The 15,627-nt window shown below is 69.6% G+C and carries 18 protein-coding genes; 9 read left to right on the top strand and 9 right to left on the bottom strand.

Going from position 1 to position 15,627, the window contains the following annotated elements; all coding sequences use genetic code 11:
• Nucleotide 1 precedes the first annotated feature (1 nt).
• A complete protein-coding gene (locus tag PV646_RS28375) occupies nt 2-1,042 on the bottom strand; it encodes an ABC transporter substrate-binding protein (protein WP_500345331.1) in 1,041 nt (346 codons plus the stop codon).
• Nucleotides 1,043-1,166: 124 nt separating this feature from the next.
• On the opposite strand from PV646_RS28375, the gene PV646_RS28370 reads away from it, so the two are divergent.
• Complete coding sequence (locus tag PV646_RS28370; protein WP_500345330.1) at nt 1,167-2,156, top strand: LacI family DNA-binding transcriptional regulator; 990 nt, start codon at nt 1,167-1,169, stop codon at nt 2,154-2,156.
• Nucleotides 2,153-2,710: a hypothetical protein gene (locus PV646_RS28365; RefSeq protein WP_500345329.1), complete on the top strand. Its 558-nt coding sequence runs from the start codon at nt 2,153-2,155 to the stop codon at nt 2,708-2,710. Before PV646_RS28370 ends, PV646_RS28365 begins: the two co-directional genes overlap by 4 nt.
• Here the strand turns inward: PV646_RS28365 and PV646_RS28360 are convergent.
• The 6 genes from PV646_RS28360 to add form a co-directional block, all read right to left on the bottom strand.
• On the bottom strand, nt 2,683-3,183 hold the full coding sequence (locus tag PV646_RS28360) for an O-acetyl-ADP-ribose deacetylase (RefSeq protein ID WP_500345328.1): 501 nt from the start codon (nt 3,181-3,183) through the stop codon (nt 2,683-2,685). The two genes, PV646_RS28365 and PV646_RS28360, sit on opposite strands and share 28 nt — an antisense overlap.
• A 106-nt stretch (nt 3,184-3,289) precedes the next feature.
• Nucleotides 3,290-4,555 (bottom strand): tannase/feruloyl esterase family alpha/beta hydrolase, encoded by a 1,266-nt coding sequence (locus PV646_RS28355; RefSeq protein ID WP_500345327.1) that lies wholly within the window; start codon nt 4,553-4,555, stop codon nt 3,290-3,292.
• Between the two features lie 11 nt (nt 4,556-4,566).
• On the bottom strand, nt 4,567-4,935 hold the full coding sequence (locus tag PV646_RS28350; RefSeq protein ID WP_500345326.1) for an STAS domain-containing protein: 369 nt from the start codon (nt 4,933-4,935) through the stop codon (nt 4,567-4,569).
• A 73-nt stretch (nt 4,936-5,008) separates the two neighbouring features.
• Nucleotides 5,009-5,926, bottom strand: a complete 918-nt coding sequence (locus PV646_RS28345; protein ID WP_500345325.1) for a helix-turn-helix transcriptional regulator — start codon at nt 5,924-5,926, stop codon at nt 5,009-5,011.
• A gap of 99 nt (nt 5,927-6,025) precedes the next feature.
• Entirely contained in the window at nt 6,026-6,877 is an 852-nt protein-coding gene (locus tag PV646_RS28340) for an SGNH/GDSL hydrolase family protein (RefSeq protein ID WP_500345324.1), read from the bottom strand.
• 131 nt (nt 6,878-7,008) lie between these two features.
• Nucleotides 7,009-8,016, bottom strand: coding sequence for an adenosine deaminase (add, locus tag PV646_RS28335; RefSeq protein WP_500345323.1), 1,008 nt, complete (start codon nt 8,014-8,016; stop codon nt 7,009-7,011).
• Between the two features lie 190 nt (nt 8,017-8,206).
• Between add and PV646_RS28330 the strand changes: the two genes are divergently transcribed.
• Together PV646_RS28330 and PV646_RS28325 are read left to right on the top strand one after the other, a co-directional pair.
• Complete coding sequence (locus PV646_RS28330; protein ID WP_500345322.1) at nt 8,207-8,731, top strand: nucleotidyltransferase domain-containing protein; 525 nt, start codon at nt 8,207-8,209, stop codon at nt 8,729-8,731.
• 263 nt (nt 8,732-8,994) lie between these two features.
• Entirely contained in the window at nt 8,995-10,737 is a 1,743-nt protein-coding gene (locus tag PV646_RS28325) for a hypothetical protein (protein WP_500345321.1), read from the top strand.
• On the opposite strand, the gene PV646_RS28320 is transcribed toward PV646_RS28325, so the two are convergent.
• Nucleotides 10,717-11,112, bottom strand: a complete 396-nt coding sequence (locus PV646_RS28320; RefSeq protein ID WP_500345320.1) for a nuclear transport factor 2 family protein — start codon at nt 11,110-11,112, stop codon at nt 10,717-10,719. The genes PV646_RS28325 and PV646_RS28320 overlap by 21 nt on opposite strands.
• Before the next feature lie 56 nt (nt 11,113-11,168).
• Here PV646_RS28320 and PV646_RS28315 point away from each other — a divergent pair, with 56 nt between their 5' ends.
• Nucleotides 11,169-11,741, top strand: coding sequence for a PadR family transcriptional regulator (locus PV646_RS28315; protein WP_500345319.1), 573 nt, complete (start codon nt 11,169-11,171; stop codon nt 11,739-11,741).
• A gap of 15 nt (nt 11,742-11,756) precedes the next feature.
• Complete coding sequence (locus tag PV646_RS28310) at nt 11,757-12,065, top strand: hypothetical protein (RefSeq protein WP_500345318.1); 309 nt, start codon at nt 11,757-11,759, stop codon at nt 12,063-12,065.
• Here PV646_RS28310 and PV646_RS28305 read toward each other — a convergent pair.
• A complete protein-coding gene (locus PV646_RS28305) occupies nt 12,062-12,454 on the bottom strand; it encodes a GNAT family N-acetyltransferase (RefSeq protein WP_500345317.1) in 393 nt (130 codons plus the stop codon). The two genes, PV646_RS28310 and PV646_RS28305, sit on opposite strands and share 4 nt — an antisense overlap.
• Nucleotides 12,455-12,527: 73 nt before the next feature.
• Here PV646_RS28305 and PV646_RS28300 point away from each other — a divergent pair, with 73 nt between their 5' ends.
• The 3 genes from PV646_RS28300 (at nt 12,528) to PV646_RS28290 (ending at nt 15,583) form a co-directional block, all read left to right on the top strand.
• A complete protein-coding gene (locus tag PV646_RS28300) occupies nt 12,528-13,040 on the top strand; it encodes a hypothetical protein (RefSeq protein ID WP_500345316.1) in 513 nt (170 codons plus the stop codon).
• Nucleotides 13,041-13,102: 62 nt separating this feature from the next.
• The gene (locus tag PV646_RS28295; protein WP_500345315.1) at nt 13,103-14,395 is read left to right on the top strand and encodes a PepSY-associated TM helix domain-containing protein; all 1,293 of its coding nucleotides are present in this window, start codon (nt 13,103-13,105) and stop codon (nt 14,393-14,395) included.
• A 168-nt stretch (nt 14,396-14,563) separates the two neighbouring features.
• Nucleotides 14,564-15,583 carry a YbaB/EbfC family nucleoid-associated protein gene (locus tag PV646_RS28290; protein WP_500345314.1) on the top strand — a complete coding sequence of 340 codons (1,020 nt, stop codon included), beginning with the start codon at nt 14,564-14,566 and terminating at the stop codon, nt 15,581-15,583.
• The last annotated feature ends 44 nt before the right edge of the window (nt 15,584-15,627 follow it).

The raw sequence follows: 15,627 nt of genomic DNA, 5'->3' as shown, positions 1-15,627 counted from the left end.
TTCAGTAGGCATTGGCGAGCTTCTGCGCGGCGTTCGTGGTGTCGTACTCGTCGTCGGAGATCACGATGGTGTTCGGGATCTCGTCGCCCTTGCCGAACTTCTCCAGCGTGTCGAACGCGAGCGGGCCGAAGCGCGGGTTGGACTCGACGACGGCGGTGTAGCTGCCGTCCGCGATCAGCTGCACGGCGTTGCGCGTGCCGTCGATGGACACGACCTTGACGTCCTTGCCCGGCTGCTTGCCCGCGGCCTTGAGCGCGGTGACGGCGCCGACGCCCATCTCGTCGTTCTCGGCGTAGACGGCGGTGATGTCCGGGTTGCTCTGGATCAGCTGTTCCATCACGGCCTGGCCCTTGGACCTGTCGAACTCACCGGTCTGCTCGGCGACGACGGTGAGGCCCGGGGTGCCCGCGATGCCGTCCTTGAAGCCCTTGGTGCGGTCGACCGTGACGTTGTTGCCCGACGCGCCGAGCAGGATCGCGACCTTGCCGGTGCCGCCGGTCGCCTTGATCATCTGCTGGGCGGCGCGTTCGCCCTGCTTGACGAAGTCGGACCCGATGAAGGTCAGGTAGTCGCTGCAGGGCTGCGAGGTGACCTTGCGGTCGATCGTCACGACCGGCACCTGCTTGGCCTTGGCCGCGTCGAACGCGGGCTGCAGGCCGTCGGAGTTGAGCGGCGCCACGATCAGCAGCTTCGCGCCGCGGTCGATCAGCGACTTGATGTCGCTGATCTGCTTGTTCAGGTCGCTCTGCGCGTTCGTGTACAGCAGCTCGGCCCCGCGCTTCGCGGCCTCGTCCCGGATCGACTGCGTCTCCGCGGTGCGGAACGGGTTGGCCTCCTTCTCCGACTGGGAGAAGCCGACCAGCGCACCCTTGAGGTCGATCTGCGGGTACCCGGTCTTGCTCCGCGCACAGCCCGGACCTGCGCTTTGGTTCTGCGCGGCGGACGCGGCGGGGCCTTCGCTGCCGGCTGTCGTGGGGGTTTCCCTGCTGGTGCACCCCGTCACGAGCAAGGCGGCGACGGCGATGAGCAACATGCGAGACATCGTTGGCTCCTACACGGCGGGCTATGCGTGGACGCGCTCTCAGGCGCTAGATTTGCATCGTTGTTCCAACGATGTAAAGACCGGGTCCGTCCCGGTACTTTTCCCGGTACTTTTTCTGGAGGCTGTGTTGGCCACGCTGAAGGACGTCGCCCGCCTGGCGGGCGTCTCGGTGAAGACCGTGTCGAACGTGGTCAACGGCTACTCGTTCGTGAAGCCCGACAACCGGCGCCGCGTCGAGGAGGCGCTGGAGGCGACCGGCTACCGCCCGAACCTCGGCGCCCGCAACCTGCGCCGCGGCCGCACGGGCTTCATCGCCCTGGTCCTGCCCGAGCTCTCGATCCCCTACTTCGCGGAACTCGCGGGCCTCGTCATCGCCGCCGCCCAGGAACACGAGTGGAACGTGCTCATCGAGCAGACGTTCGGCACCCTGGCCGGTGAACGCTCGGCGCTGGCCGCCCTGGGCCCGCACCTGGTCGACGCCGCGATCCTCAGCCCGGAAGCCCTCCAGGTGGACGACTTCCAGCTGCCGGTGCCCGCCGTCCTGCTGGGCGAGCACGCCGTGGACGTCCCGATCTCCCGCGTCGGCATCGACAACGTGGCCGCCGCCCAGGCCGCCGTCCGCCACCTGATCTCACTGGGCCACCGCCGCATCGCGGCGATCGGCGCCCACCCCCACCGCGGCACGGCGGCACTGCGCCTGGAGGGCTACCGCCGGGCACTGGCCGAGGCCGACCTGCCGTTCGTGGACGAGTTGGTCGTCCCGGCGCTGAACTACCACCGCGCGGACGGCTCCGCCGCGATGAGGTCGTTGCTGGACCTGCGAAACCCGCCGGACGCCGTGTTCTGCTTCAACGACCTGCTGGCCATCGGCGCCATGCGGGCGGCGGCCGAACGCTTCGTGCGCGTCCCGTCCGACCTGGCCGTGGTGGGCTTCGACAACAACGAGGAAAGCGTCTACAGCTCGCCCTCCCTGACCTCCATCGCCCCGGACAAGGCCGCCATCGCCCAGGCCGCCGTGGACCTGCTGCACCGCCGCGTCGAGTCCAGCGACTCCCTCGAGAACGTCGAGACGCCGTTCTCCTTGCAGGTCAGGGAAAGTACCGTGGCCCGATGACGGTGACGTTCGGCCCCGACCACATCGTCTTCACGGCCTACGAGTTCCCGTGGGCCAGCGTGCACCCGCATGGCCTGTTGTCCGCCGTTGACGTGCGGGACGTGTCGACGACCCTGCAACCCGAGATCCGCACGGTGACCGGTGAGACGTTGTTCCTGTCCTGGGACGACAAGCCGGGGCTCGTCGAGTTCTGCCGGCGTCACGGGATCGCGGACGTCGTGCGGTTCGACGTGTGGGGGAACCTGTTCGAGCCGTTCCTGGACACCGAGTTCACGGACTCGCAGAAGGCCGCGACCAACGCCCGCCTGCACGGTGTCGGACTGTCGCAGGCTTCGATCGACTCGATCCGCACTCGGCTCACGCCGCTGATGCACGCCTACAACTTCGACAGCATGTTGTGGGACTGGACGGATCTCGGGCTGTACGACCTGCTCAGCGCGTTGAACGGCAAGCTGGTGCCGGCCTCGCTGCCCGCGACGCTGGGGGATCTCGCCGAGGTTTACCGGTGGGCCATGGAGATCGCGGACTACGGGCGGCGCGCGAAGGCGTCGTAGGTGCGCTGGTCGTAGAGGACGAACCTGATCAGGTCCAGGCCGGAGTCCTCGGTCGCGGCTCGGGCGATGCGGGCGGCGTCCTCGACGGGCCAGCGGTAGATGCCGGTGGAGATCGCGGGGAACGCGATGGTGCTCGCTTGGAGGTCGGCCGCTGCTTTCAGGGCGTTGTGGTGGCACGCGGTGAGCAGGTGGGAGCGGTCCTCGGTGGCCGACCACACCGGGCCGACGGTGTGCACGACCCAGCGCGCCTTCAACTTGCCGGCGGTGGTGGCGACGGCCTGGCCTGTCTCGAGACCGCCGCCGTAGTGGCCCGCGCGGAGCTTGCGGCAGTCGGCGAGGATCTCCGGACCGCCCTTGCGGTGGATCGCGCCGTCCACTCCCCCGCCGCCCAGGAGGGAGGAGTTGGCGGCGTTCACGATCACGTCGACTTCCTGCTCGGTGATGTCGCCGAGGACGTACTCGATGGTGGCCACGCCCCCGATTGGATCACGATCCGCCACGCCGCGCGCTGGGGTTTCCGCGCGGCGGAGCACGCTCGCGCACCGCGCGGGCCACCTGTCACGTCAGATCATGCGGCCTTCACGACAACGGGCAGGTCGACACATCCGCCGGCCGCCCCAGCGTCGCCGACCGAGGTGGCTGCACCCCGCCCAGCCACCGCTCCAAAGCCACGAACGCCGCCCGATGACAGGGCGCCAACGGCCGCAACCGATCCGGATGGGCATCCACCAGCCCATCAACGTGCGTGCCCTGTTCCACCCGGTAGTACCGGTGCAACCGGTCAGGCGTCATCCCCGCGTACACATCAGAGTCCTGCGAGATCGGCAACAACACGTCGTACGTCCCGTGCACGGTGAGCAAAGGCCGCTTCACCTTCCCGGTCAACGCAACCCGCGACACCGACGGCCCGGCAATCCGCCGCCGCTCCACGTACGAGTAGTCCGCATCGCACAACGGCGTCCCTGAAGCACAGAACGGCACCCCCGCCTCCAGGTCCCCGTCGAACCGAGGATCGAACTCCTCGCGGTAGATGCGCTGCGTCAGGTCCCAGTAGTACCGGTAGTGGTAGTCCCACAGGAATTCCGTGCCGGCCGGAAAGCCCGCCGCGACCATCGCCTCGTGGGCGCCCGGCGCACCCGCCACGTAGGCCGGGTAGGCGCGCAGGACGGGTGGCAGGAACGTCAGGGGGTTCGGCCCACCCGATGTCCACAGTGTCCCCTCCCAGTCGACACCACCGTCGTAGAGGTGGGCGCGGTTCTCCAACTGCCAGCGGACTAGGTAGCCGCCGTTGGAGATGCCGGTGGCGATGGTTCTGCGCGGGGTTCGGCCGTAGCGTTGGGAGACAACGGACTTCGCCGCGATCGTGAGTTGGGTGAAGCGGTGGTTCCACTCCTCCATCGCCCGGCCGTCGCGGTAGAACCGGGCTCCGGTGTTGCCCTTGTCCGTGGCGGCGAAGGCGTAGCCGCGGGACAGGACCCAGTCGGAGATCGCCCGGTCGTTGGCGTACTGCTCGCGGACGCCCGGGGAGCCGGTGACCACGAGGCCGCCGTTCCAGCGGTCGGGCAGTCTGACCACGAACTGGGAGTCGTGCCAGCCGTGGTTCGTGTTGGTGCGCGAGGTGTCCGGGAAGTAGCCGTCGATCTGGATGCCCGGCACGGCGCCGGGGACGGGCAGGGCGGTGCTCGTGAGGCCCGCCCAGTCGGCCGGGTCGGTGTGGCCGGTGGTGACGAGGCCGGTCGTGGTGAGGTCGGCGAGGCGGGCGAGTTGCTGGTGTTCGGCGCCGGGGACCGTCATCGCGGACGTCTGCGGGGTCAGCGCCAACACCAGGACCAGCGGGAGCAACATAGCTGGTCAAGCTAGTTGCGACGGCTTCCTGGCGACATAGCTGTCTCCCACACAAGGCCCGCTTTGAAGGTGGTGAAGCCGAACAGGTCGAGCACCCGGCGGACCTGCGGCTGGGGGTCGTGCACGGAGAACGACTTGCCGTTGTGGTGCGCCGCGCACAGCAGGAGCAGCAGGGTGCGCAGGCCGCCCGCGGACAGGAACGTCACCTCGGCCAGGTCGACCGAGACGCGGTCGACGGTCGTGTCGGTGGTGCCGGGCAGAACGGCGGCGAAGAACACCTCGCAGGTCGTCATGTCCATCTCGCCTTGGCAGGTGACCACGAACCGGGTACCGGAGCGTTGCGTCCGCACGGCGAACGGGCTGGACTCACAGGTGGTCATGAACCACTTCACCGCACCGCGCGGGCACGCGATAGCAGCGGAAACGAAGCGGTGGCCCGAAAAACGAAGTGCCTCAGCCCGACCGCAGGGTCGTCGACGGCGAGACGTCGTAGGCGGCGCGGTAGTGGGCCGCGAAGACGCTCGGGCGGGCGTAACCCCACCGGGCCGCGATCTCGGTGACCGAACCATCACCGGCCCTCAGATCGTCATGGGCGCACGAGAGGCGCACACGCCTGAGGTACGCCATCGGCGTGGTGTCCAGGTGCTGGCGGAAAGCGAGTTGCAACGCACGGATGGACACTCGTGCGGCGCGCGCGATGTCGGCGGCGGAGAGGTCTGTCGTGGCGTTGTTCTCGATGAACATGACCGCACGACGCAGGCTTTTCGGGTGTGCGTCACGGCGGTCGGCCGGTGTCGGCGCGGCGGACGTGGTGTTCGGGAACGTGGCGAGGGTGACCGCCACGAGCAGGTGGGTCGCGTTCGCCGTCACCAGCGGGTTGTCCTCGAAGCGCGGGAGCACCTCGTCGCGCAGGTGCACGCACGTCGACCACCACGTCGCCGCGGCCGGGGAGGAGACGGGCCGGAACCCGGTGAACCGGGCACCGTCGGCCACCTCGTCGAGCACCGACTGGGGCAGCGTGACGGTCGACAGCCTCGGGTCGAGGATCGCGCCGACGAACGAGCTTTCGGGCGGGGCGCACAGGAACACCTCTCCCGGCAGCCAGAAGCGGTCTTCCCCGCCAGACCCGTAGTAGACCTTCCCGGCACCGGCGTGCCCGAACACGTAGTTGTGCATCGGATCCACGATGACCTCGATGCCGACGCGCCCGCGCAGTTCACCGAACCGGATCGGCCCGTTCACCTGCGAGGACATCCACATGTGCGGATTCTCGACACCGGACTTGAGGCGCATCCGGCCATAAGTCGCGTTGAGCGCCTCGTGCACCGCGTCCAACTCCGTCGCCTCGACGACCTGCTCCACGTGCTGCACGATCCTCGTCCGTGCCGGGAATGTCCACCGGCCAAACGATCGGTTCCGCTGGTTCAGGTGGGCGGAACGCCCCGTGGAGCGCTCCGCCTCCCGATGCAGTTACACCCGGACGAGCGAGGCCAGCGCCGTCTGCCCCTGCTGGTTCGGGTGGAACACGGCCTCCGGCCCCTCCTGGCCCGGCGCCAGCGCGTCGAACCCGCGCAGGAACGGGGTGCCCGACTCGCACAACGCGTGGCCTTCGAAAGTCCCAGGACGGGAGAACGGGCTGGCGAACGTCACCTTGACACCCTTGCGAGCCGCCTTGGTCACGGCGGAGCGGAGGGTGGCGTCGATGCCGTCGGCCACCTTGTTGCCCTCACTGCGTTCCGCGGTGGTGAGGACGCCCTCGCCGCAGATCGGGTCGAGCACGGCACCGGGAGGATTGTCCGAAGTGGACACCTGACGGCCGTATCCCACGACGACGACCCGCGCGTGCGGGCTGCGCTTGCCGATCTCGGCGAGCAATGCGGTGACGTTGCCACCCATCTGGGGCAGCTTCGCCAGAATCGCCTCGGTCGGAGCTCCCGTGCAGTCGGCCTGGACGCAGATACCGCCGTACGTCGCGTAGTCGATGTCGTTGGTGCCCACGGTGAGCAGCACCAGGCCGGTGTCGCCCCGCAGAGCGTCCAACTGGGCCGGACGGTCCTTGAAGGGCCGCGAGAAGTCCGCGGTGGCGGCACCGCTGCAGCTCACGTTCGTGAACGAGCCTAGCCTGCCCGCCTCGCGCAGCCGGTTCGCCACCTGCTCGCCGTAGGAGTGGGCGCTGCGCCAGCAGTTGCCGGCGGTTCCGTCCTGGTACGACCCCGCCCCGGTGCCGGAGGCGTACGAGTCGCCGAGCACCACGAGCGAGGTGGAGTACGCCGCGTTGGCAGCAGGAGCGGTCCCCAGAGCAGCCAGAACAGCTGTGAGCAAGGCAATCGTTCTTTTCACAGGACCCCCGTTGTCGATGTCGTCCTGCCCCATGGTGCCCGAACCACCACGACGGCCGCCGCCAATCGAGATGCGGCCGGCCGAAGGTGGACAGCGCTTTCCAGGAAGGGTCGTCAGCTGTGGGAGGCCAGCACATCCGCGATCTCCCGCAGCAGCACCGTTTTGCGGGTGCTGGGCAGGAACGCCGCCAGCACGGCGTTCTCCGCCAGCTTCGCGACCTCCCCGCGGCCGAGCCCGAGCGCGGACGCCACCGCCAGGTACTCGCCTTCCAGCGTCGCACCGAAGAACGGCGGGTCGTCGGTGTTCAGCGTGACCACCACGCCGGCGTCGAGCATCTGCCGCACGGGATGCGCCTCGATCGATTCCACCTGCCGTGTGCGGACGTTGGAGGTCGGGCACACCTCCAGCACGATCCCCTTCAGCGCCAGGTGTTCCAGCAACGCGGGGTCCTGGTGGCAGCTCGTGCCGTGGCCGACGCGCTCGGCGCGCAGGTCGCGCACGGCGGACCAGACGGTCTCCGGACCGGTGGTCTCCCCCGCGTGCGGCACGCTGTGCAGGCCCGCCTCCCTCGCCGCGTCGAACAACGGCGCGAACTGGGCGCGGCCGACACCCTCCTCCGGGCCGCCGAGCCCGAAGGACACCAGGCCGCCGGGCCGTTCGGACAGCGCGAACGCCAGCGTCTCCCGCGCGGCGACCAGGCCCTTCTCCCCGGGGATGTCGAAGCACCAGGCCAGATCGACGCCCAGCGCCGAGGCCGCCGCACGACCGGACTCGAGCCCCGCGAGGAGTTCGTCGCCCGCCATGCCGTCCGTCAGGTGGTTGTACGGCGTCACGGTGACCTCGGCGTACCTGACGTTCTGCCGCGCGAGTTCGCGGGCCAGGCCGACGACGAGGGCGTGGATGTCGGCGCGGTCCTTCAGCATCGACTGGACCGCCCAGTAGACCTTCAGGAAGTGGTCGAAGTCGCGGAACGTGTAGAAGCGTTCCAGTTCGGCGCGGTCGGTGGGGACGCCGGCCTCGGGATGGCGCCGGGCGAGTTCCAGGACGGTGTCGAGACCGGCCGACCCGACGAGGTGGACGTGCAACTCGACCTTGGGCAGAGCGTGGACGAACGAACGCATGGCAAAGCTCCCCGTGCGAGGTGAAGGTGAGAGGGAGTGGCGGAAGAACGGGACGACTCAGGGAGCGAGGTCGCCGCGTTCGGTGTCGGCGCCGTAGAGCGGCAGCTTGAAGTCCGGCACGATCCCCAAACTAGCAGCAACGCGCGAAATGCGGTGGCGGCGTTTCGGGCGCGGTTGCACGATGTGGCACGTGACCGGTGAGGACGTGCTGGAGATCTTGGCCGCGTTGCGGGAGTTCGACGTCTGCGTGGGCGGTGGCTGGGGTGTCGACGCCCTGGCGGGTGAGCAGACGCGCCCGCACGGCGACCTCGACCTCATGCACCGCGAGGAGCAGGAACCCCGGGTCCTCGGCGCGCTCGCCGCGCTGAGCTTCGCGGAAACGTTGTCGTGGCGGCCGGTGCGGTTCGTGCTCACCGATCCTCGAGGACGCGAGATCGACCTGCACCCCTTGCGGTTCGCGCCGGACGGCAGCGCCGAGCAGTCCTCGTTCACGCCCGGCGAGCCGTTCCGGTATCCGGCCTCGTGCTTCGTCACCGGCACGATCCTCGGCACGACCGTGCGCTGTCTCTCGGCCGAGCAGCAATGGCACTTCCACCAGGGCTACCAGCCGCGCGAGCGGGACCTGCACGACCTCGCCCTGCTGCGGGAGGAACTCGGTGGCCACGCGGGTCGGCGTGGGTCGGGTGAAGGGATTCGACCCGAGCTTCGGCCCTGAACCAGCGAAGAACTACGACAACTCACCCCGCGACGACGAGAGCGGCACGCTTCCTCGCGGGATTCGGCGGGAGCGCTCTGGAGTTCGCGATCGGCACCGGCCGCATCGTGTTGCCCCTCGAGGAATCCGGTGCCGAGGTGGACGGCGTCGAGTTCGCCCCGGACAGCACGCGGCACGTGAGCGTGTGCGAAAGAGCCGCGTAACGTTCTCCGGCGGCGACCGAGTTCCTCTGTGTCCACTCAGGCGGCACAGAGGAGGCGACGATGATCGCAGTCGTTCCGGTGCGGTACGCGGCCACGGACAGCGTGTGGTCGCGCGAACAGTTCGAGAACTGGATGAGGCCCGGCATCGACCACGGCCTGGGGGACTTCTGGTGGCGGTGCTCGCGCGGCCTGTTCGACGTGAGCAGCCGGGTGTACGACCCGGTGGAGATTCCCAACCCGATTCCGGTGTCCGACAACCAGAAGCGCGCCGAGTTGCACGAGGCCGTGGTGAAGGCCGCCGCCACGGTCGACTGGGCGCACACGGACGTCCTGCTGATCTGGCTCGCCCGGCCGACCGGCTGGTGGGGCGGTGGTGAGGTGTCGGTGCCGGGCCCGGACGGACAGCAGAAGAGCATCCGGGTGACCGTGGTCGACTCGATCACGCCGTTCGACGCGGCGTGCCAGGAGCTCGGGCACGGCTTCGGACTCCGGCACGAGATCGACTCCGCCGGCCGGGAGTACGCCTCGCCGTACTCGGCGATGAGCTCGCGCGGCTACGGCCCGACGGCGCCGGGCGACCAGAGCTGGATCCGCACGCCCGTGGCGGCGTTGCCGGACGGTGGACCGAACATGCAGTCGCCGCACGTGGGCGTGCCGGCGAACCGCATCGTCGGGCCGCTGGTGCCGAGCGCGCACATCTACGGCGACCCGCGGTTCCGCGACAGCTCGTCGGTGGTGCACGTCCGCGGCCTGCCCGCGAAGACGCGGTTGTACAAGCCCGACTACGTCTCACCCGGTTCCGGCAAGCCGGTGCTGCTCGCCGTGCCGTCCCAGCGGCGCGACGGGCGGACGTTCCTCGTGGAGTTCCGCCGCGCCGCGACCGGGGCCTACGACCAGGGCATCGGCGTCGAGGGCCTGGTCGTGCACTCGCTGAACCCCGACGGCCGGGTGCGGTACGACGGCGTGGCCGACCTGAGGAACACCGAGTGGGCCTGCCCCGCGGGCAACTTCGCGTTGCGGTTCGACGCGGTGAGCGAGGACTTCGCGGACGTCGAGGTCCGCGCGGAGTCGGTGGTCTCGTTCCCGATCCGCGGAGTCCTGCTGGCGGGCGGGTTCCGCACCCAGCACCAGCTCAACACCATGACCCGCGACGACATGCGCAACACGCTGATCGTCGTCATGACGTCGCTGAGCAAGCAGAACGACTACCAGCGCTACGACAACGACACCTTGGCGGGCATGGGCGCGGTCATGGTCTTCCTGCGCCGCAACGGACTGCGCGACGACGCCGCGCTCAAGACCATGACGTCCGACGACCAGCGCAACGTGGCGATCGTCGAGCTGCACGCGCAGACCGGTGCGGGACAGGCGTTGCAGGGCTTCACGAACCTGCAGCTGTCCCAGATCGCGCTGGGCAGCGACCTCGCCACCCGCGGCAGACGTCCGGGCGCGACGTCGTTCTACGGGCGCGGTGTGCTGCTCGCCGGCCGGTTCCGCACCCAGCACCAGCTCAACACCATGTCCCGCGACGACATGCGCAACACGCTGATCGTCGTGATGACGTCTCTCAGCAACCAGAACGACTACCAGGCCTACAACGACGCGGACCTGGCCGGCGCCGGCGCGGTCATGGTGTTCCTGCGGGAGACCGGGATCCGCGACGACGCGGCGTTGAAGACCATGTCGGCGGACGACCAGCGCAACGTGGCGATCGTCGAGTTGCACGCGCAGACAGGCCGGAACCTGCAGGGGTTGAGCAACCTCGACCTGGCGCTGACCGCGTTAGGAGTTGAACGCTTCTAGCGCCTCGGCCTTGATCTGCTCGAACTGGGCGGCCATGGCCTCGGACAACGCCTGGGCGCCGCTCAACGGGCGCACCATGACGGTGAACTCGTCGATCAGCCCGTTCTCGTCGAGGTGCAGGAAGTCGCAGCCCTGGATCTCCTTGCCGTTCACCTCGGTCCGGAACACCAGCGCCAGGTTCCGGCCGTCGGCGATCTCGCGCTCGTAGCGGAAGTTCTCGAACACCCGCATCACGCCGCGCAGGATCGCCGCGGTGATCGGCTTGCCGGGGTACGGCGCGAACGCCACGGGGCTGGTGAACACGACGTTGTCGGCCAGGCACGCCGCCATGGCGTCGGTGTCCCCTGCCTCGACTGCCTTGCGGAATGCGTGCACAGCCCACTCCTAATACTCAACTTGTTGACTAGGTCGATGCACCGTAACCTGCTGCTATGTCGCTGCGCAACGCCGTGATGGCCGCTCTGCTCGACGGGGAGTCGTCCGGGTACGACCTCGCCAAGGCGTTCGACGCGTCCGTGGCGAACTTCTGGATCTGCACGCCGCAGCAGCTCTACCGGGAGCTCGACCGGATGGAGGCGGACGGGCTGATCGCCGCCCGCACGGTCGAGCAGGAGCGGCGGCCGACCAAGCGCCTGTTCTCGCTGACGGAGCGGGGACGCGAGGAGCTGACGAGGTTCACGGCCTCGCCGCACAAGCCCACCGCGATCCGGGACGAGCTGCTGGTGGCCGTGCTGGCGGCGGACTCCGGTGACGTCGAGGCGGTCAAGGCGTCGATCCGCGAGCGCAAGCAGTGGGCCGAGGCGAAGATCGCGCGGTACGAACGGCTGCGGGCCAAGCTGCTGGGTGATCACACGGAGGAGGACTTCCTGGCCACCGCCGAACGGGTCGGGCCGTACCTGACGTTGTTGCGCGGCTTGTCGTTCGAGCGGGACAACGTGCGGTGGTGTGCCCGGAGCCTCACCGTGCTGGAGCGGCGTGGTGCCCGGCTCGACACGGCCGGGTGAGGTTGAATCGGGTTCATGAACGGCATTTCGGCTTTGCAGGAGGCACTCGGCGCGCCGGCGGCGGAGGCGCGCAACCGGTTCGCGGGGCGGCTCAACGGGTACCTCGACGGGTCCGACGTCGTGCACGCCGTCCGGTTGCAGGGCTGGCTCGGCCTGGAGGTGCCCGGCCCCGGCTGCCACGTCGGCACGGGCAGCTGGGACTTCACCCGCTTCAAGGCCACGACGTCCCCGGTGACGTGCGGGCGGTGCCGCAGTGCCGGGTTGCTCACCAGTTCGTTCACCGGCGGGCCGCACCAGCAGACGCTGGACCTGGAAGGGATCTAGAGGGCGGCGCGGTTGCGCAGGCCCATCCCGGTCAGCGCGACCATGCCCAGACGCTCGTAGTACGGCCGCAGCGCGTCGTCGCACACGAGGTCCACCGAGTACAGGTGCGCCGCCTCGGCCACGATCCGCCGCATCAGCTCCGTGCCGATGCCCTGCCCCTGATGGGCCGGCAGCACCTCCAGCCACGGGACGAACGCGGTCAGCACGCCGTCGCTGATCATGTTCACGAACCCGACGACGTCACTGCCCGAACGCGCGATCACCGCGCGGTAGCTCCCACGCAGCACGGCGAGGTGCTGGGCGGGCGTCGGCGGTGTGGGCCAGCCGACGAAGAAACCGGCGAGATCGGCCTCGGCGAGGCCGCTGAGGTCGGTGCTGTAGGAAATCACCGCCGCATTGAACCAATTCCACTCCACTTGCGTAGCGGTAATTTCGGCCGATTCTGAGGTTAAGCTCCTGGTCATGCCCCTGCCGACCGCTCCACTGCGCCGTGCGCGCTGTGCTGCCGTCGGCATCGTCAACGGCTCGCTCGCGGTGCTCGCGCACTCCAGCGCGGACGGTCGACTACCCGACGCCGGACTGGTGTTCTCGCTGGTCGCGCTGCTCTCGTGGGCGACGACCGGGTTCGCCCGGCACGAGCTCACCTGGCAGCGGCTGCTCCTGCTGATCGGCGGCGGGCAGCTCGCGATGCACGTCCTGGTGTCGCTCGCCGCGTTCCGGCACACGCACGACGCCGAGCCGGCGCGCATGATCGCCTCGCACGTCGTCGCGACCGCGCTCACGGTCTTCGTGCTCGCCGTCGCCGAACGGTCCGTGCTCGCGCTCGCCCGTGCCGTCACGGCGGCACTCCCCCGCAGGCTCGCCGTCCTGCCCGCCACCGCTCCCCTGGTCGTCGCCACGCCCTCGCTCGTGCCGACCGCGATCGTCCTCCTGGACGTGCTGTCGTGGCGCGGTCCTCCGGCTGAACAGGTCTGAATCCCCTTCACAGGGCCGCTCACCGAGCGGTCCTGCCCCTGTTCACGCCCATCTGGAGCACCATGACCACCACAGCCACTCCGTCACGCACGTCGTTCGCGTGGCGGGGACTCTTCCTGCGCCTGCACTTCTACGCCGGCGTGCTCGTCGGCCCGTTCATCCTGATCGCCGCGCTCACCGGCGTCCTCTACGCCCTGACCCCGCAACTGGAGTCGTGGATCTACTCCGACCAGCTGCGCGTTCCCGCCACCGCACCACAACTTCCACTGTCCACGCAGGTCGACGCCGCGCTCTCGACCTCACCACAGGGATCGCTCGTCGCGGTCCGGCCGGCCCCGGAACCCGGTGCCACGACCCGGGTCCTGTTCTCCGAGGAGGGTCTCGGTGAGTCCGAACGGCGAGCGGTCTTCGTCGACCCCGGCACCGGACGCGTCACGGGGGACCTCGTCGTCTACGGGTCGAGCGGGGTGCTGCCCCTGCGCACGACGCTCGACCACCTGCACCGCAACCTGATGCTCGGCGAACCCGGCCGTCTCTACAGCGAACTGGCCGCGTCCTGGCTCTGGGTGGTCGCGCTGGGCGGCCTGGTGCTGTGGGTCTCGCGGGCCCGCAAGAGCAAGCGCATCCGGACGCACGGGCTGATCGGCGTGTGGGTGCTCGCGGGCGCGTTGTTCCTGTCCGCCACCGGTCTCACGTGGTCGGCCTACGCCGGTGAGAACGTCGCGATGCTGCGCACCGCGGTCGGCTGGTCCACGCCGACGTTGAAGATGACCGGCACCGGCGAGAGCCACGGCGACCACGGGTCGGTCACCTCGTCCTCCACCGGCGGGCACGGCGAGATCGACGAGGTCTTCGGCGCCGCGAGGGGCGCGGGGCTCGACGCGAAGGCGCTCGAGCTGAGCCTGCCGCTGGAGACCGGCGGCGCCTGGAAGGTGGCCGAGATCGAGAAGGGCCTGCCCACCCAGAACGACGCCGTGGCGGTGAACGGCGGCAACGTGGTGAGCACGCTGAACTTCGCCGACTTCCCGTTGGGCGCGAAGCTGACCCGGTGGGGCATCGACGCGCACATGGGCGTGCTCTTCGGCTGGCCCAACCAGTTGTTGCTGCTGCTGATCGGCGGCGGACTGGTCGCATCGGTCGTACTCGGTTACCGCATGTGGTGGAAGCGCAGGCCCACGAACGGGTTCGGCCGTCCGACGCCGCGCGGCCAGTGGCGCAAGGCCCCGCGCGGCGCGTTGGTCGGCCTCGGCGCGGGCGCGCTGCTCGCCGGGTGGTTCGCACCGCTGCTCGGGATCAGCCTTCTGGTCTTTTTGGTCGTGGACGTCCTGCTCGGACGCCGCGCGAAAGCGACCTGACACAAAGGATCCGCGGCGGCGTCCACTCGGGCGCCGCCTCCGTCCACTGTGGACAGGCCTTGCTTGATCTGGACATTTACGGCATATTAACGGGCAGGTGAGCCGGGAAGTCTGGTCGGCCCGTTGTCACAACCAGGTGACGGCGGAGAGCTGACGAGGGGCGCCCGAATGACACTGATCCCCCACGCCATCCCCCTGATCAACGATCCCCAGGTCGTCCGCGCGCTGGCCGCGCGCTGGCGCCGCACCAGGACGTTGCTGCTGCTCTCCTCCGGTGTGCTGCCCGTCGCGATCGGCATCGTCTGCGTCGTGCTCGCCGGGATGACGTCGGCCGGGCAGCAGATCATGCCGTGGTGGTCGGCGATCCCGGCCGTCGCCGCGGCGGCGTGCGCGTGGGCGTTGCTGACCTGGTTGCGGCGCAACGGGTTGAGCGACCCGCACTCGTGGCTGCCCGCCACCACCCTGATGACCTCCGCTCAGCTCGTGCTCGGTGTGCTGCCGGGTTCCGGCATCGCTCTGCGGCTCAGCCCCGGCGCGGCGATCGCGGTGAAGGCGTTGTGCGCGGCGGGAGTGCTCGGCGCGGGTTCCGCCAGCGCGCTCGCCCGGCTGGCCCACCGCTCGTTGCTCTCCTCCCCCGTCCTCGAACTCGGTTCGACGGCGTTCCCGCTCGTGCTGGTGCATCGCGGCACGCGCCTGGTGATCGGCACCGAACGTGCCGACTGGACCACGCGGGAGGGGTCCCGGGTCGACTCCGGGGTCTCGTTCGCCCGCATCCTCCGCGTGACAGCGCACTCGCACACGATCGTGCTGCACACCGCGTCCGGCTCGTGGACGGTGCCCGTCGCGGATCCGGCGACCGCGCAGGCCCTGCTGCACCGCCGGATCGAGTGGTGGGAGGAGCGCCGCGACGCCACCGCCGAACGCGAGCAGCGCCGGTACCTCGACCTGGTGAAGTTGCTCGCCGCCGTCAGCGGCGAGGCCACGCGCGGCGGTATCAGCGTCACGGTCGACTCGAACGGCCTGACGACAGGCATTTCGCTGAGCCCCGAGGTCCGCGCACTGGAACCGGAAGTGCTCGCCGCGCAACTGATGGCGTGCGTGCAGAAGGCACGGGCCGACGCGCGCAGACAGGTCCAGGACCTCGTCCTGGACCACGCCGACGACCAGATGGTGAAAGCCAGCCACTAGTCGGTTGCCGCGTGCCCGTCGTCCTGCCTACGTTCGCCCTGAGA

The sequence above is a fragment of the Streptomyces sp. ID05-26A genome (genome assembly GCF_033794685.1).
In the GTDB taxonomy this organism is placed as follows: Bacteria; Actinomycetota; Actinomycetes; order Mycobacteriales; family Pseudonocardiaceae; genus Lentzea.
The sequence above is the reverse complement of the archived record's forward strand: the minus strand, read 5'-3'. Positions and strand labels throughout refer to the sequence as shown.

Bases quoted from the DNA above. Each gene is read 5' to 3' on its own strand.
- PV646_RS28355 (WP_500345327.1), bottom strand. From the start codon at position 4,555: ATGTTGCTCCCGCTGGTCCTGGTGTTGGCGCTGACCCCGCAGACGTCC.
- PV646_RS28325 (WP_500345321.1), top strand. From the start codon at position 8,995: ATGATCGCAGTCGTTCCGGTGCGGTACGCGGCCACGGACAGCGTGTGG.
- PV646_RS28365 (WP_500345329.1), top strand. From the start codon at position 2,153: ATGACGGTGACGTTCGGCCCCGACCACATCGTCTTCACGGCCTACGAG.
- PV646_RS28295 (WP_500345315.1), top strand. From the start codon at position 13,103: ATGACCACCACAGCCACTCCGTCACGCACGTCGTTCGCGTGGCGGGGA.
- PV646_RS28300 (WP_500345316.1), top strand. From the start codon at position 12,528: ATGCCCCTGCCGACCGCTCCACTGCGCCGTGCGCGCTGTGCTGCCGTC.
- PV646_RS28375 (WP_500345331.1), bottom strand. From the start codon at position 1,042: ATGTCTCGCATGTTGCTCATCGCCGTCGCCGCCTTGCTCGTGACGGGG.
- PV646_RS28290 (WP_500345314.1), top strand. From the start codon at position 14,564: ATGACACTGATCCCCCACGCCATCCCCCTGATCAACGATCCCCAGGTC.
- PV646_RS28310 (WP_500345318.1), top strand. From the start codon at position 11,757: ATGAACGGCATTTCGGCTTTGCAGGAGGCACTCGGCGCGCCGGCGGCG.
- PV646_RS28350 (WP_500345326.1), bottom strand. From the start codon at position 4,935: ATGACCACCTGTGAGTCCAGCCCGTTCGCCGTGCGGACGCAACGCTCC.
- PV646_RS28315 (WP_500345319.1), top strand. From the start codon at position 11,169: ATGTCGCTGCGCAACGCCGTGATGGCCGCTCTGCTCGACGGGGAGTCG.
- add (WP_500345323.1), bottom strand. From the start codon at position 8,016: ATGCGTTCGTTCGTCCACGCTCTGCCCAAGGTCGAGTTGCACGTCCAC.